Annotated in this window: 15 protein-coding genes; 9 read left to right on the top strand and 6 right to left on the bottom strand. The window is 43.8% G+C overall.

Going from position 1 to position 16,857, the window contains the following annotated elements:
• The first annotated feature begins 59 nt into the window (after positions 1 to 59).
• Entirely contained in the window at positions 60 to 1,196 is a 1,137-nt protein-coding gene (locus tag SWP_RS00505) for an ABC transporter permease (protein WP_020910334.1), read from the top strand.
• A gap of 384 nt (positions 1,197 to 1,580) precedes the next feature.
• A complete protein-coding gene (locus tag SWP_RS00500) occupies positions 1,581 to 1,763 on the top strand; it encodes a superinfection immunity protein (protein ID WP_228371097.1) in 183 nt (60 codons plus the stop codon).
• A 21-nt stretch (positions 1,764 to 1,784) separates the two neighbouring features.
• On the opposite strand, the gene SWP_RS00495 is transcribed toward SWP_RS00500, so the two are convergent.
• On the bottom strand, positions 1,785 to 2,798 hold the full coding sequence (locus SWP_RS00495; RefSeq protein WP_020910332.1) for a GlxA family transcriptional regulator: 1,014 nt from the start codon (positions 2,796 to 2,798) through the stop codon (positions 1,785 to 1,787).
• Positions 2,799 to 2,933: 135 nt separating this feature from the next.
• On the opposite strand from SWP_RS00495, the gene SWP_RS00490 reads away from it, so the two are divergent.
• The gene (locus SWP_RS00490) at positions 2,934 to 3,113 is read left to right on the top strand and encodes a hypothetical protein (RefSeq protein ID WP_044555512.1); all 180 of its coding nucleotides are present in this window, start codon (positions 2,934 to 2,936) and stop codon (positions 3,111 to 3,113) included.
• Positions 3,114 to 3,412: 299 nt separating this feature from the next.
• Here the strand turns inward: SWP_RS00490 and mog are convergent, their stop codons facing one another.
• Complete coding sequence (mog, locus tag SWP_RS00485) at positions 3,413 to 3,946, bottom strand: molybdopterin adenylyltransferase (protein ID WP_020910330.1); 534 nt, start codon at positions 3,944 to 3,946, stop codon at positions 3,413 to 3,415.
• Between the two features lie 265 nt (positions 3,947 to 4,211).
• Positions 4,212 to 4,694, bottom strand: a complete 483-nt coding sequence (locus SWP_RS00480) for an NlpC/P60 family protein (protein ID WP_020910329.1) — start codon at positions 4,692 to 4,694, stop codon at positions 4,212 to 4,214.
• A 158-nt stretch (positions 4,695 to 4,852) separates the two neighbouring features.
• Between SWP_RS00480 and SWP_RS24030 the strand changes: the two genes are divergently transcribed.
• Together SWP_RS24030 and SWP_RS00475 are read left to right on the top strand one after the other, a co-directional pair.
• A complete protein-coding gene (locus tag SWP_RS24030; protein ID WP_020910328.1) occupies positions 4,853 to 4,999 on the top strand; it encodes a hypothetical protein in 147 nt (48 codons plus the stop codon).
• An 866-nt stretch (positions 5,000 to 5,865) separates the two neighbouring features.
• Positions 5,866 to 7,185: a hypothetical protein gene (locus tag SWP_RS00475; protein ID WP_020910327.1), complete on the top strand. Its 1,320-nt coding sequence runs from the start codon at positions 5,866 to 5,868 to the stop codon at positions 7,183 to 7,185.
• 61 nt (positions 7,186 to 7,246) lie between these two features.
• On the opposite strand, the gene SWP_RS00470 is transcribed toward SWP_RS00475, so the two are convergent.
• Positions 7,247 to 9,091 (bottom strand): phytase, encoded by a 1,845-nt coding sequence (locus SWP_RS00470; RefSeq protein WP_020910326.1) that lies wholly within the window; start codon positions 9,089 to 9,091, stop codon positions 7,247 to 7,249.
• A gap of 14 nt (positions 9,092 to 9,105) precedes the next feature.
• Complete coding sequence (locus SWP_RS00465; protein ID WP_020910325.1) at positions 9,106 to 11,844, bottom strand: TonB-dependent receptor; 2,739 nt, start codon at positions 11,842 to 11,844, stop codon at positions 9,106 to 9,108.
• A gap of 400 nt (positions 11,845 to 12,244) precedes the next feature.
• On the opposite strand from SWP_RS00465, the gene SWP_RS00460 reads away from it, so the two are divergent.
• Entirely contained in the window at positions 12,245 to 13,126 is an 882-nt protein-coding gene (locus tag SWP_RS00460) for a GGDEF domain-containing protein (protein WP_020910324.1), read from the top strand.
• Entirely contained in the window at positions 13,127 to 14,158 is a 1,032-nt protein-coding gene (locus tag SWP_RS00455) for an AraC family transcriptional regulator (RefSeq protein WP_020910323.1), read from the top strand. It abuts the gene before it with no gap.
• 16 nt (positions 14,159 to 14,174) lie between these two features.
• Here the strand turns inward: SWP_RS00455 and SWP_RS00450 are convergent, their stop codons facing one another.
• Positions 14,175 to 15,101 carry a DMT family transporter gene (locus tag SWP_RS00450; protein WP_020910321.1) on the bottom strand — a complete coding sequence of 309 codons (927 nt, stop codon included), beginning with the start codon at positions 15,099 to 15,101 and terminating at the stop codon, positions 14,175 to 14,177.
• Positions 15,102 to 15,922: 821 nt separating this feature from the next.
• Between SWP_RS00450 and SWP_RS00445 the strand changes: the two genes are divergently transcribed.
• Entirely contained in the window at positions 15,923 to 16,180 is a 258-nt protein-coding gene (locus SWP_RS00445; RefSeq protein WP_020910320.1) for a hypothetical protein, read from the top strand.
• 101 nt (positions 16,181 to 16,281) lie between these two features.
• Complete coding sequence (locus SWP_RS00440; RefSeq protein WP_020910319.1) at positions 16,282 to 16,806, top strand: MerR family transcriptional regulator; 525 nt, start codon at positions 16,282 to 16,284, stop codon at positions 16,804 to 16,806.
• The last annotated feature ends 51 nt before the right edge of the window (positions 16,807 to 16,857 follow it).

Below are 16,857 nucleotides of genomic sequence, written 5' to 3'. Positions count from 1 at the left end.
CATTCAATAATAGAAACACGCAATGCAGCACAGCACAACGGCAACAAAAGGATATTGAAATGAGTAATAAAATAATCACCATGCTCCGCAAAGAGCTTATTGATGCCGCACGAGACAAACGCTCGGTAATGGCTGGACTTTACTATGCGATGGGTGCACCGCTGCTGATGTGTGGCATGTTCTTTATGTTGATCGGTCAGCTGACTAGCCCAGAAGATTTGAATATTAACATCGACAATCCGCAAGGCGCTCCTGATCTAGTGAAGTACTTATCTAGCAAAGGCATTAACCAAACCGACGGCGAGAATACCAAGGACATTTTGTTAGTCATCAGTGATGATTACGCCAGTAATATGGCTAAAGGGATCAGCGCAGAGGTCACCCTTATCGCCGATGCTTCTAATGAGAAACTACAAAAATCAATTCGCCGTCTTGAAAAACGTTTGCAAGAGTACAGTTCTGAAATGGGCAGTTTACGCTTAATTGCTCGCGGTATTGACCCGAGAGTCATGCAGCCTATTAAGCTAAATGTAGAGGACCAAGCGACACCAGATTCAAAAGCAGGCATGATTTTGGGCATTGCGACGATGACAATGATCTATGCGGTATTTATTTCAGGCATGAACCTCGCTATTGATACCAGTGCGGGTGAGCGCGAGCGTAACTCGTTAGCATTATTGCTCAGTCATCCAGTATCAACAGGGCAGATTGTACTATCTAAAATTCTTGCCGTGACCATCTTTGCCATGATCGGTCTGCTACTGACCTTAATAGTGTCGAAATTTGCTTACAGCTTCGTCCCTTGGCAGGAATTAGGCTTTAGCGTCAGCGTTAATGGCAATTTCATCGGCATGATGATGCTAGTCGGCCTACCCGTTGCCATAATGGCTGCTTGCCTACAGTTGTTTGTATCGTTTATGGCTAAGAGCTTTAAGGAAGCCCAGTCGTATCTCACCATCGTACTCATTTTGCCTATGATGCTAGCAATGGCAGCCAGCTATGATATTGCACCCGATACTTTGCAGTGGCTACCAGTATCAGGTCAACTACAAGCCTTGATGGAGTTTATCAAGGGTCGTGAGCTACCTGTTGTACAGCTCGCAGTGTCATCCATTACCACATTGGTTATTTCTGCAGGCTTAGCAATGGGTATGCAAAAGTCACTTAAAAGCGAAAAAATTGTCTTTGGTTTATAAGTAAAACAATAAGCCTCTTAACTATTTAAGAGGCTTATTTTAGGAGATAAGTAAAATGGAATTTATCGACAATATTTTGGCTAGTGATAACTATACCCATTCTACCTGAAGGTGCTCGTTTCAGAGGCATTGTGGCAGTTCAATTCTAGGCGCATTAATGTAGAAATGGTTATTCCCTTTTAAATTAGTGCAACAACGAAGTGGGCTGGCACAAAGCCTTCTGCGATGGGCTTTAATGGACTTTACTCAGTGTTATTGATTTTACCAAGGGAATGACCATTAGTGGCAATCAATGCCGTGATTAAAGTCCATTAAATTCCCACTGAATCCTGCATCTTCAGGTAGAACGGGTATATATTCTTAGCATTGCTTGCAATAGCGGTGGTGTTTCTATGGTTTCTGCCAGCGCTACTGGCACTGGTGTTTAACCGCAAACATTTCAAGTTAATCTTAATTGCTTGTATCCCTGCAGGCCTTTCGATGATTGCTTGGGGAGGCGTGCTGATTTGGGCGACGACAGGTAAAGCCGTCGACAAGTATGCCAATCGGAGACAGAAGCAAGCTTAATAGCAATCATCTGAAGTGGATTTAATACTCGCAGCAACTGTGAGTATTAAACTTCTGCCGATAGGCTCTGGGCGAGACGCTAGTTAACTGAATAAACAGCTTCCGAAATGAGCTGACATCCTCATAACCCACCTGTTCGACAATCTGCTCTAACGCTAACTCAGTGGTTTCCAGTAAGCGTTTGGCTTCATCCACTCTAAGCCGCTGCATGTAGCTTGCAGGTGTTTCATTAAGTGCTTTCTTGAAACGGCGGATCAAAGTCCTCTTACCCACCGCGAATTTATCGGCGATATCATCCAATATGAAACTCTGAGTTAAATGTAGCTGCATCCAATCTTGAATTCGCCTCACCAGCTCATCTTTATGCCGTGGTTCACTATCCAATGTCATAAATGGTTGTTGCGAGATACGATTAGGATCGATTAGCAAAACTTTAGCCATTTGTGTCGCTATCTGCTCCCCCATCAGCACCTTAACGAGCTGTAGCGCTAAGCTTAAGTTAGCGGTTGTCGCCCCAGCGGTGTACATGGGACCATCACTCATGACTAAGTGTTCCATACACAGGTTCACCTTTGGAAACCTACGCTTAAACAGTTCCGCCAGCCACCAAACGCAGGTAGCAGTACGTCCGTCTAGCAAACCGCTAGCAGCCAGAACCAGCGTGCCAGCACAATACGCAGCGATTGGTTTTCCTGTTTCAGCAAACTGATGCAAAGTCGGCATATGCGGACTAAAAGCTCTAAGGTAACTGTCGAGCTCTTTGCGATTAGTAATCGTTGAAGCGGCTACCACTACGGCATCGGCATGGGATAAATAGTGCTCGGCATCAGCATGAGCAATAACAGGCAAGGATAAACCATAACTGCTTTTAATCGGCTCACCATTTGGGGAGATGATCTTACACTCAAACAGATCATCTTCTGCGTTGGCTTGCGTGACCTTCCAATAGGTATTGCAGAAGCTAAACACATCCATAAAACTGATGATGCCCCCCGCAACAGCATTATCAGCCGCCAAAATCACAATTCTTTTCACTGCAGTCACCTGTCACTAGTCACCCTTATTTTGTCAATAATGACACTTATCGGCAGATTGTCCAGAATTTAAACTATATCCAAGTTGTTATTAGTCCAGCCAAACAGGCACAAGCTAGAAAACCAGGAGTTCGTTATGAAGTCATTCTCTACTAAACACCTATTCAGTATCAGTTATTGGTTATTGAGCTGGGCCTTACTGGTCTGGCTCAATTTTAGTATTGAGCCCAATGCGATGGTGCACTTTGTAATGATCCCAGCACTACTGCTTATCACCGGGCTAAATGCCGCCAGCTTATGCAACAAGAAGTGCTAGCCGCATTGTGAGTGCATTTGCTTGATCAAAGCTGAGTGCTGCTACCAAAACTAACCCATCCATGGGTTTTGGCATAAGTGTTCTGACACAAATACCAAAACTAACCCATCCATGGGTGTTGGCATAAGTGTTCTGACACAAATACCAAAACTAAACCATCCATGGGTTTTGGCATAAGTGTTCAGACCTCCAAGGACGGAGGGAATGCCAATAAATGTATGGAACATTTATGGCCAGACACAAAAAAGCCCGAATTGATTCGGGCTTTTGAACATTTTAAGTGAGCGAGCTTAAACGAACTACTTTGCTTTGGGTCTAAAAGGCTTGATAACCGCTTCATCACACTCAAGGAATGGACCATCCATGAGATCGATACAGTAAGGGATGGCAGGAAACACTGCGTCTAAACATTCCCGAATAGATTTTGGCTTTCCTGGTAGGTTAACAATTAAAGAGTCACCGCGAAGGCCCGCGGTTTGACGAGACAAAATCGCCGTTGGTACAAACTTCAATGATTCAGCACGCATCAACTCACCAAAGCCTGGCATCATACGATCACAAACTGCTTCAGTCGCTTCTGGAGTAACATCACGCTTAGCTGGGCCTGTGCCGCCAGTGGTGACAATTAGGCTACAGTTTTGCACATCCGCCATATCAATTAGCGTTGCTTCAATCGCATCGGTTTCATCTGGGATAACCTTATAAACAGGCTCCCACTCAGACGTAAGGTACTCATTGAGTACGTCAATAATCGCCTTACCTGATAGATCTTCGTACACACCAGCACTAGCGCGATCACTGACAGTAACAATACCTATTTTTGCTTTGCTCATTGCTTAATCCTTTCACTTTAATCTGTTGCGAGTACATCCGCCGCTAACCAGCTTCGAATGTAAAAAAATCTGTTGAGACTATAATATCAGTTCTTACTAAGCGTGCATAAACTCTGACTAAATAGATGCTTGCAAGAATGGCTTTTAAAGTAGCATAAAGTTAACTGATGGAATTTGATAGATATCTAATATATCCCTATCCACGTTAAAGATACTCATTACAGAAATAATAGCCAAAAATCTAAGAGCAACAGAAATCCCTCTGCTACAACCTTCTCGACAGCCAGTATTTTTGCTTCCAGTAGCTATTGTCCAAACTGGAGATCATCACCCCTTGGCTCGTTGAAGCATGTAAGAACTGATGGTTACCTATGTAGATCCCAACGTGTCGTGTACTCCAACCTGTTTTGAAAAAAACTAGATCTCCAGGCCTCAAGTTATTTTTACTAACACTTCTGCCTACAGCTCTTTGTTCATCAGTGGTACGAGGCAATGTTAAACCAAATTTTTTCTGGAAACCTACTTGCACAAAACCAGAGCAGTCTACACCTCGCTTACTCACACCACCCAGTCGATAAGGTGTACCTTTCCAATCTTTATGTAATTGCATTAATTGACTTTTTACTGCACGACTATTGTCTAACGCAATTTTATTGCTCAGTGAAGTTTGCCGTTTTTCATCACGACTTGGTGCAGTTGAACAAGCATTTAATAAAAGTAATAAGCTTAAAACCACAATGAATTTCATATAAATCCGTAGTTAAGATATCGTCAATAGCTGGATGAATTCGGCGCTCGCCTATATTTTAAATTAGTAAATACGAAATTAATTACTAAGGAAACAAGCAAAGTAAATTATTTAAACTATATATAAAGAGAGCGCTAGTTAAATTAAAGGACGTTGTAATGGAAAAATATATCATTAATAACTATAAACAGGGCGAAATTGAACATTCAAAAACCACAGAAGAGGACTCGACACTGCATGAAAGCCTGCTGTACACCTACGAGCAGGAGGATGAAACACCGAGTTATATTCTTGGTTATAATTGAGAAAAGGCCGCTTCAAGCATTAATAATTGGAGCGGTTTAAAAACAAGCGTTCATGTTTAACTCCTGATTTCCAGCATACTCTTTATAGATTAAACCACCATTAAAATATTATCGATGCAGCCTCAGAAAACGCTACGCTTTACTCTCACTCTAAAGTAAATATATATTCACTAAAAGTGAATTATATCTACGTGCTTTTTAAATCTCATAGATACAACAATGAACTCTTATTGCAATAAATATTACGAATCTGCGAGCATCGCCAATCTCGTCAAAGTATCCATACCGCTTAAGATCTCCCCACTGCTCAGGCGAACAAAATTTATTGTAATCCCAATCAGTATGAAAATTTGATCGCTCTACGAGAGTTTAGCGGTTTTGAGGTAAGTTAATGAGTAAAGGATATAGTTGAGCTTGCTTCAAGCTCATTAACGCAGTATCAAAATCGTTAAAACTCGCCTAATAAGCAGTGTTTTTTGCAGTCGACTTCGGCCATACACGGCACAAAAACCAACGCCACTTTTATGGGGGACCATAAAGCCTGACAGTGATATTGAGAGTAATAGAAAAGTAGTCATCTACACCGATTGACGTTCGATTTTAGTGATAATTGAAATCACCACAACCAAAGTAAGACTTGCCTGAATAGACAAAACATATCCTAAGTGATTGATTCACAACTGCAGCAACAGCCGTAAATATGAAAATTACTGAAATGTCTTGAATTTGGTTATTACATTATTTTGTCGATAAGTTTTTGTGTTAAACCTAGAGTCAACTCAACGATGTTGTCGCTTCGGAGATGGATGTTCTGAACATGAAGCACAGCAGCAAATCAACTAACTAGATCTGTAAAGGAGCTTGCTATGTTTAAGCCTAGTCTTGCCTGTAATTCCTATTCCAAATACTCAGTCACCACCGCTTTATTGGTTTCATTGACTCTCGTTGCCTGTGGCAACAGTGATGATGACCCCGAACCAGAAGTGTTGCCGCAACCAACTCCCGTAACTGTGACCCCCGACACGGGTGTGTTTCTAGACAGCGCTGTTATCGGCATTGGCTACCGAACCGAAACACTTAGCGGCACCACCGATGCAGAAGGTCAATATCAGTATCTGCCTGGTGAAACGGTGACTTTCTTCATTGGAGGCTTAGAGTTTCCTGCAACAGCTGCAACTGGTATCGTCACCCCCCTCAATATTGCCGCAACCGATGATGTCACAAATACCGCTGTAATCAATATGGCCAGACTACTACAAACCCTAGATCAAGATGGTGACCCAAGTAACGGCATTAGCATCACCCAAACAGCGATTGATAGCGCAGAGCCTGTAGACTTCAGCATGTCGACGGCTGACTTTGCAACCTCTGCAGCGGTGCAAGCAACCATTGAGAATGGGGGGCAAGATACCGCGGTGTCAGAGCTAATCGATACTGAAGCGGCACTGGAACATTTATCTGAAGAGCTAGAGAAACAAGATATTCAGGTCGGGATCATCGGAAGCTGGAATGCGACAGATGACGATAATGACTTGCTCAGCATCATATTCATTGATAACAGTACCTACGTTATTTTTGAAGTCGATTCAAATGACAACTATGAAGATTCTGGCATGGAGTGGGGCACTTACCAACGAGACAGTGAGACTCACCGAGTCACAGCAAGCCAAGAGTTTGATGACAACGAAAACGTAGGTCTCAATGACTTAACCACAGATCCAGGCGCACCGGAACTATTTATCGCCGTCACAAATGGAGAGCTAAATGTAACAGTCGATGAAGACGCCGACGGTACTATTGATGAAACCCTTAATTTTGAAGCACTTGATAACAGCAACGAATTGGGTGCATGGATAATCCATGACATCGATGGAGAAGCTTATGAAAACGGCTTATTGATGTTTATCTTTTATGCTGACGGCACTTATGTTCAAGCCGGAGTTGATGCCAATGAGGTTATTGAAGAGTCAGGCATGGAGTGGGGAACCTACAGCATAAACACAGATACCAATCGTGTTACCGTAAGCCAAACCTTTGATGGAAATGCCGAAGCAGGACTCAATGACTTTAGCAGCGACAGTAATTTGGGGCTCTACTTAACCGTCGTTGACAAAGTATTAACCCTAAGTGTTGACGAAAACGGTGACGGTGAAATAGAAGAAAACTTAAACTTCAAAAGGCCATAAAATCGACTCAGAAAATGCCACTAACAAGCAATGAGCTTGTTAGTGGCTAAGTACATGAATACTAATCTTTCCGTTCTAGCTGCAACGTTTGGCTTATCTCGCTCCAAGGCACCCATTTAAAGTTTTGGTTTTGATCCGGCATCCGATTGCGACCATCTTGGACCACCATCATACCTTGAGACCAAACTCCACGACCCACCGAATGTGCAGTTACATCTAGCCCGTCAGTTTCTGCACTACCGTCCATCCCTTGCTTGCCGTTAACCCCTATTCGGAAACGGCCAATATAGCTATATGGTGCAGCACTCTTATAAAGCAAATAACTATCATTTCCTTGACTCGATACGACTAAGTAACCCGTTTCACTGTTGGCTTGATACAGTGATATCCCCTCTATATCAGCCACCAGCGGCCCGCCTGCTTGTATAATCATCTCGCCGTTTAATTTGGTTGTTCGGCTATCGAGATTAAACGCCCAGATACCAACGTTCTCTTCGCCAAGAAATAGCTGCTTGTTGAGGTCATCAGCAACGCAGCCTTCTGGCTGACTTGGTACACTAAACTCTCGTACCTCTGTCGCTTTAAGGTGGTTATCTTGCCACTTTAATGCTATCTGCTTGACGAGGCCTGATTTTTCATTCGCGAAAACATACAACTCGTCCTCACTAGGTTGATACATACAAAGGCCATAAATATCAGTCAAGGTTGTTGCTTGTTCTGCCAATTGCGTTAGCTTTCCATGCTCATTGATATTGAATATGCTTAAGCTATTGCGGTCGCGATTACTGGCCACAGCAATGTCTCGATATTCACCGCCTAGCAATACTTGCTGCCTAATATCGACATTATTCACTCGTCCAGCAGCAATGGCTTGCAGCTGCTCGCCTTGCATTGAATAGCTTAATAGCCCCCAGCGTTTATTGGTGCCTAGTACACGGCTTTTTTCTGGCACCGTTGGATGAATCCATATTGCAGGATCATCCATGGTATCGCCCGCTCTATCGGAGATATCACTTTCGACTGCGGTGGGGATCTCCTTGATGCGCTCACTCATGGTCGATGTTGGTGTGGTTTTTAGCTGCCAATTTGCTTGATAGAATTGATCGTCATCATCTGAATAAGCCCAAAGCTGTTTCTCCGCTATATATAAGCTTTCGAGCGCTTCGCGGCCTTTGAAAGGCGCTGCCATTTGACTGCCGTCAATATCAAAAATCTGCCCACTTTCATCCATCAGCACAATGTTGCCATTATCGAAAGCCAACCCCGAGTACTGATTATCAGGTAGATAACTCACCAATTCTGACTCATCAGCCATATGCGGCGCTGCAGGATAACGCCAAACACCTTGACGATTGTCGAGTACAAACAACTGTTCATTATCATCGACAGCGCATTTTAACGCCCCCATAGATACCGCTAAGCTACGTACCAGTTGTGGTTGCCACTCTCCGCCTGACGATAATAACCATTGCTCAGAATGACCGGCATCGTCCCCAATCCAAGCATAAAGATTGTCATCTGCTAGCCTAGGCTGTAAACAGAGCCACTCTACTTGGAAGGCACGTTTTGGTAGCAGTGATAAACGCTGAGTATTGCTGAAACTTAAACTGATCCCTTGAACTTGATCAATTTGCGTGTCGTAAGTTAACGCGGTATCGCCATGCACAGCTAAATACTCAAACTGCCCAGGAACCATGACATTTAACTGCTGTTTATCTGCCAACACTAACCCATGCCGCTCACTGGAAAACAGTGCTCTTTGCTGCCAAATTGCCATTTCACTGGCTGCGGCCGGCCCTTGCCAAATTGTTCTGTTTTGTTGGGCATCATTGTTAATTTGGGCAGCTAACGGGCTACTAACAAGAGTAGCTATGGCTAAGGCCACTATATTTTTAAGGTTAATCATGTGGGTTCCTAGACTTAATAATTGATGAACTGAATGCCGAGTTGGAAAGTGCGACCATACTCTTCGTATTGGGCGTTATAACGGTTCTGTCCGGTATAGGCGTAGAAAGGCTCATCAGTCATGTTTATTGCTTTGAAGTAGATGGTAATGTCCTCAGTGATAAAGCTTTTAGCAACAAAATCCCATTGGGTATGCGCATCTTGATAGACATCAAAAGCGGCATCATCAAGCTCTGTAACCTCAACCAGATATTCAGACTTATAGGCCGCAGAAAGGCGGACACTAACGTAAGGGTTTTCATAACCAAAAGAGGCATTAGCTGTTAGCTCTGACTGGCTAGGCAGTGGAATATCACGACCTTGTACACCATCATCTTGCCAACTGATATGCGCAGTGGAATCACTCAAAGTCAGATTGCTGGTAAAAATCAATCCCTTCCAGCCCTCGGGCATAAAACCAAACTCCTGTACGTAGGCTAACTCAAGCCCAAGAATGTTGGCATCATCACCATTTACAAATGTCTCGGCTTTATCAAAATCTTGATATTTACCATAGCCCCCCAGATCAGCCTCATAAATGAAATTGGTAATATCTTTATAGAAACCACTGGCAGAGATAACGCCAAGCCCGCCCATATAATGCTCAATACTGATATCCCAATTCATCGCCTCTAACGCTTCTAAATCGGGATTGCCAAAGCTTGCTTCAAGCTCTTCATCATCTTGCTCAATCAAGAAACCTGGCGCTAACTGGCCAAAAGTCGGCCGCACAATGGTGTTGGTCCAAGATGCTCGCGCCACGGTTTTATCGCTCCACTTATAGTTAAGGTGAATACCTGGTAACCAGTGCTGATAGCTGCGGTCAGTGTTATTGGAAACAAAGTCATCCTGACTTTCATCAAAGCCAGAGCCTTGCGACTGCATCGCGGTATGCTCATAACGCACCCCTGCCAGCAGGCGCAGGTTATCAATATCGATATGCCCCATCACATAAGCGGCACTAATATCTTCATCAATATCAAAGTCATTGATCCGCGATTCAATCTCATCTTTTGCAGCCGCGCTATCCATGCCATTGACCAAACTCCACACCGGGTCGGCTTCAATAGAGGGACCGAATCGCCCTAGGTTGTAATCAGGCTGCGCACCTGCAAATTGACTCATGGATAGTTGCTGCTCAGTAATACCTTGCTCATCAAAATCCTCGAAGATCCAAATATCTTCTTGGTTCTCTTTAGTCCGAGCACTGTATTTTGCGCCAAATTTAACCGCTACAGGCCTATCTGCTAACAACCAAGTCTTGCTTAAATCAAACTTGGCTGATGCCATCGTATCGACAGTATTGGATTCCGCTATTTCAACTTTATCTAGCAGATAGTTGTCTGCACTATAAAAGCCTTCTTCTGCTGTGATTATTGGCACTGCACTATTTTGATAGGCAACATCATCAAACTCACCCTCAAAGTCTGCACCGCCGATATAACGGGGTTTATCAGCTTCTGCACGACTCCAACTCGTCTGGTAATTAACAGTCCAAGTATCAAATCGAGATTCACCACCTAATACGATAGAGTAGATAGCTTGATCTTCCTCACGAGATTTTAGTGAACGGGTCGCTTCTGCGGCTGTAGGTGTATCAGCAAGTGCACCTTCTTCCCATTTGATTTCATTGCCGTTGCGAGTTTCAGTATCGACAAAGCTGCTATAGAGGGTTCGAATAAACAGATCATTGTCATCGTTAGGTCTAAAATCTAGGTTTGCTCCTAGCCCGACACGTTCACGGTTAATCTGGTAGTCACGCTGCTCTACCTCTTCTAATTTAGTAGGCTCATCGAAGCTCCATTTGCCTCCCGTCTCAACATTATCGGAGCCAAAATCACGGTTATACCAACTGGCGGCAATGGCTACGCCGATATTGTCTTGAAAAATATCACTATAGCTACCCGCAAGTTTAGGATTGATACTGCCTGTCATTTCGTCATAGCTGCCCTCGGTGCTGACATTGACGTAAGTATCATCACGATCAAAAGCCGATAAGCTCTTAACTTCAATTGCCCCGCCCAATGAATCAGCGTCCATATCTGGCGTTAGTGTTTTAGTCACCTCAACAGATTGTAGTAAGTCAGCAGGCACAACATCGAGTGCGACTGCACGGCGATCACTATCAGGTGACGGCAGCCGGGTACCGTTCATCGATACCGCATTGTAATCTGGCGCCATGCCTCTAATACGCACAAAGCGACCTTCCCCCTGATCTCGCTCAATGGAGATCCCAGGCACTCTTTGCAGAGCCTCACTGATATTAGTATCTGGAAAGTTACCCAAGGCATCGGCAGACAATACACTCACCAAATTGTCTGCTGCTCGCTGACGGTTTAAAGATTTACTCAATGAACCTCGCTGACCCACAACTTGAATATGCTCAAGACCTTGCCCTTTCAATTCGATTTGAGCATTGATAAGACTCACTTCTCCAACGACCAGAGACTGAGTGTATGTCGAGCCTCCAAGATATTGGGCTATCAAAGTGTATTTTCCTTTTGGGACATCCTGAAAGAAAAAGCGACCATCTCGACCTGACTCTTGCTTAAGATTTAGCTCCTTAATGCTGATGAGTGCGCCCTCTAAAGGCATTTGTGTGGCTTCATCAGTAATTGCACCTTCAACTTTCCCAGCCCATGATGTGGATGGAAAAGCCATGCTGGTAGCAAATAGTGCGAGGTAAAGCGGTGAAAGCAAACCGAGCTGCTTCATGTTGTTTATTTCCTATTTTAGTTTGCGTTATATGGCTGATTTGCAGGCAAACCTAAAATAGATAGATGACAGTAAGGTGACGTCGAGATTTGAATTGGCAGAAAAAGGCTGTTTTTCAACAACTTTGACCGTGAATGAGCTATTTTGACTACCCGTTACCGCTGTTAGCTTTTACCCTGAAACAAATAAAAAACCGAGTCAATAACGGTTAAGTTACTGTATAAAAAGAAATATTTTAAAAAAACACACACTTAACCTTGCCTAAAAATGACCTAAACATTCAAAAAAACTCACCCTTATGGAATATCCATTGAGCTAATTTGACTGCTTAAAGGTTCATAAAATCGTCATCAAATAGCAGTAGGTTAGACGCAATTCTCGTCTAACGAACAAACACTGCATGCTCAAATTTGTGACCTCAAAATTTACCCTAGCTATCATCTTGCTTAGCAGCATAATACTCAGTCTTTGTCTGTTGCAGGCCGAGACCAAACTTAGCGCTAGCATCGATTGGTTCGATGTGGCTACCGAGGGCGCTTTATTGCTGCTTGGATTAAGCTGGCTAGCATTGATACTGCAGGCTCGACCAGCAGGTAAAGTCACTCAACTGCTTATCTTCGGTCTACTGGGCTATAGCTTGGGCTGCTATATGGATCTGCTCGATGAGTTTTTTATTAACCACAGCCTACCCGCTTGGTTCGCACTTATTGAAAAGCTACCCACACCAATTGGCTTGCTGACACTAACTTGCGGCTTATGGCTGTGGCGTGAAGAACAGATCACCATTAATGAACAGTTACGCACTCGAGAGCAGTTTTTCCGCCAGCACAAGCTCGTCGATCGAGTGACCAAGATTTATGATGCCCGGGCGATACGCCACCAAATCGCCCTCAACAGCAGTAAGCCATTAAGTTTAATCATGTTAGACATCGACAATTTTTCTGAGATAAATCAGCGTAACGGCTTTAATCGAGGCGATAGGCTGCTTACTGATATTGCACAGATGCTCACCTGCCAACTACGCTCCCAAGACTTAGTATGCCGTTTTGCTGGCGACCGTTTCATTATATTGCTGCCTAACTGCTCAGCTACATTCTCGCAAGCTATGGCAGCAGAACTGCAACGAGCTATCGCACACTTGGGCTGCCATGCTAGCAGTGCTCATATTCATTACGACCCACAAACAGAAAAACAGTCACAGGATGTCGATAGCTTAATCAGTCATATAAATAAAGAGATGGAGCGCGTCAAACAAGCAAGAGCTTGGCCTCAGGCCATTTAAATGCAATCCATAGCTTATGCTCAAGACAAGTGTATTGATAGCCAACTGCTTGCAGCCAGTATTGTGGTGATGTTCGAACATAGAGGGCTCAATGTAGACCGTTTACTAAAAGGAACTGGCATTTTCAAACAAGATTTACAACTCATAGAACACATGATCAGCCCTCTTCAACTCATGAGTTTAATCGACAATGCTATGGCGCTTTGGCCCGGAAATGATTTAGCGTTTTTACTTGGCCAGCAATGGTTACCGCTTCAAAGTGGCGCACTCACTAATGGCCTATTTTGCTGTAATAGCCTTACACAAATGCAGCGCTTTTGGCATAAGTATCACTGGTCCAGTCAACCTTGGCTTCAAGGCTGGCATTGGCGTACAAAACAGATGCAACACTTATTACTGCAACTAGATATCGGCGCCCAGCGCCAACAGCGATTCTTTACTGAATTAGCGCTTTCCAGCCTAGTATCAACCTATAAGAGGCTGACTCATCGAGTATGGCAAGGCCATTTTGCCCTACCTTACGCCGAGCCTAAATTGTTAGATCAATACTACAAATACTTAGGTCATGATTTGTCATTTAATCAGCCTATCTGCGTCATTAGTTACAATGCGAGCACAAGACATGAGCCGCTCGAACTAGCAAACTCACAGGGGTTAAAGCTCGCGAGGCAACAGGTAAGTCAACAAAGGCAAGCCGCCAAGCATCAAATAGGGCTTCCCGCATATATCCGTTTATTACTCACTCGGCCTAAGACACGTTGCTATACACTCCCCCAAGTCGCGGAGCGCTTAGGGCTAAGCTCAGCAACCTTAAAACGTCGCCTGAAAGCATATGACATCAGCTTTCAGCAGTTACAAGATGAAGCGAATATGCAGCACGCTATCTTCCTGTTAGCCGTATCAGGCGAAAGTAACCTAACCATCGCCAAGCAATTGCACTTTGCTGACAGCAATAACTTTAGGCGCTCGTTTAAGCGCTGGACCGGACAACTCCCCAGCCAATTTAAGTATTGGCTGAGCCACGCAAACTAATCCTAATAGCGTTTTCTCAACGACAGCCATCATGCGTCTTTAACCGCTTGTTCAGCTGTGGTAAAAAGGCACTTAACATGACCAAAACAACACCAATTAATGCGATGCTATTAGGCATTTCATTAAACAGAAAATAGCCAAAAATGAGTGAGTAGATAATTTTGCTGTACTCAACATTGGCAATCACATTAGCTTCGCCATATTTGTAAGCGGTCACTCCAATCCACTGCGCTAACGAAGAGATCCCCCCCACCAGCAGCAACAGATACAGCTCGGTCAACGTTGGCCATTGCCATGCCAATATACTCGGCACTAATGCCAGCAAGCCCACGAACAGCGCTTGATAAACCAGTAACGTGATCTTTGGCTCAACCTTGATGATTTTTTTAATACAAATAGTGGTCACCGAAGCGCCTAAAGCACCTCCTAGCCCTAATAGAATATAGCTAAACTGAGCCGCGCCAAAGTCTGGCTGCACAACCAACAACACCCCAAGAAAGCCCACAAGCAATGTTATTGCGCGCATAAAAGTGATGGTTTCAGTTAAAAAGAGTCGCGACAGTAATGCGACAAACAAAACGCTGGAGAATCCTATCGCTGTCGCATCCGCTAGCGGAATATTGCTAATAGTAATAAAGCCCAAATACAATGCACAGAAAGCACCAATAATCCGGAGAATATGTAAACCCACCTTCTGGGGCTTGAGCAATAGCTGCCAATTTGTCCGAATCGCCGGTAGCAGTAAACAGATAAAAAAAAGCTGTCTGAATAACAAAACCTGAAAAGCATCAATTGTTTCGGTTAGCACTCTCACCAATACACCAACCAATACAAATAGTGAGCTTGCAACCAGCGCGAGAATAACTCCTCGATAATCTGCAGGTACTTTAGCCGCCAGGTTTCGCATTAGACACTTGCCTTGCAGGCTTAACTCTCTCGACATCTTTCTATCCCCAATTGAAAAGATGCCATCTTCAACTATTAACCTCTAGTCAGGTCAAGCATGCCTACATCGCTACGTTCGATAAGCAATACTAAATAAAGATTTATTTTGACCTGACTATAGCTTCACAGCTTAGCCTTGGGACGAATCTCATTACGGCTAGGAAAACAAGCATGAACAAGACCCCACTTTTAACCTCGCTTTGCACTGCAAGCATACTCTTTAGCGGTTTTTTATTTGCTAACCAGCACGGTGAGACTGTTAAGATCATGCTGTACATCATTTAGCAGCCAGCATGACTCAAAAAGATGTCATCAACATATCGCGCACAGGTTCATTTGAGCTTGATATAACACCCAAAAAAGCCTTGCCACTTTTACCGATCCCGGTGAGGAGCTCTAGGCCCCTGGCTGGAACCCTACTATTTTAAGTAGTGATGGTTTTGAGGCTGATAGCGTATTTACTGCCTCTCATGGTGAGCAAGTCACCTTTTGGCATATCACTGCATATCCCCATCCGACCTGAAAATGCAGAATTCTGTGGGAGTTTAATGGGCTTTAGTCACAGGTTCATTGCTCCATGCTGAGCCTAAACACCTACATCCATGTAGGCGAGGCATTGATTGCAGCTAATGGTCGATCCCTTGGTAAAATCAATAACACTAGAGTAAAGCCCATGCTTTTTATATAAGAAACGCCCATCGAAGAAGGGGTTGTGCAAACCCACTTGGTTGTTGTGACAACTTAAAATGGAATAACCCTTTCCACGTTAACGCGCCTAGAACAGAACTAGCACAACACCTCTGAAACGAGCATTTTCAAGTGGGAAGGGGATATGACAAAAACAGCAAACATGCACGCTATACTCGGGTGACTCCAAGCGCTGATATTGGCACCGTTGGTGTACAGCTCAGCTCAAATGGCAAACTGGGCTCAATAGTTAAAGTGACTTACAAGCTCACATCTGTAACGCCCTTTGGTAATGAGATGTTAACTAATCATTTTGATGAAGCCAACTACGCCTACATGATGATTGAGTGGCGAGAGCATATAATCAATAAGATTAATGCAGCTCATTAGCCATAGAGCTAGAGAGGGAAGCTAAAACCAATGATAGAAAACGGCATGCTTTAAGCTGTATAGCTAGGCCATGCCATCAATCGCAGTTAAAGGAAGTGAAGATGTTTACCGTCAACCAGTTGGGAAAGAAGTACCAGTTATCCCGCAGTACTTTGCTGTATTACGACAAAATAGGCCTATTAAAACCTTCTGCACGCTCCGACTCTAACTATCGACTTTACTCGAGTAAAGACGTGCAGAGAATGGAAAAAATTGCCACCTATAGAGACGCTGGACTATCTCTTGAGTCCATTGCCGATATCCTTGACTCAAACGAATCAAAATCGGCCACAGTACTTGAAGAAAGGCTCATAAACCTAAACCAAGAGATTAGTCAGCTGCGCCAGCAACAGCAACGAGTTGTAGAGATGCTAGGTCATAATTCTCTGATCAGAACCGCCAAAACCATGAACAAGGAACAATGGGTCAATATTCTCAAAGCATCAGGTATGGATGAGCAGGCCATGCATAAGTGGCATATCGAATTTGAGAGGGATCTGCCAGAGGTACATTCTGACTTTTTAGAATCTTTAGGCTGCACCGCTGAAGAGATAACAGAGATTAAAGCCTGGTCTACAAAAAAGTAGACTAGGCTTTAATCTCAAAGCTGCTTTACTTATCAAAATGAATAAACCAAA

Origin of the sequence: Shewanella piezotolerans WP3, from assembly GCF_000014885.1 — a bacterium.
GTDB lineage: Bacteria > Pseudomonadota > Gammaproteobacteria > Enterobacterales > Shewanellaceae > Shewanella > Shewanella piezotolerans.
Note: the sequence above shows the minus strand (reverse complement) of the source record. Positions and strands in the feature narration are given on the sequence as shown.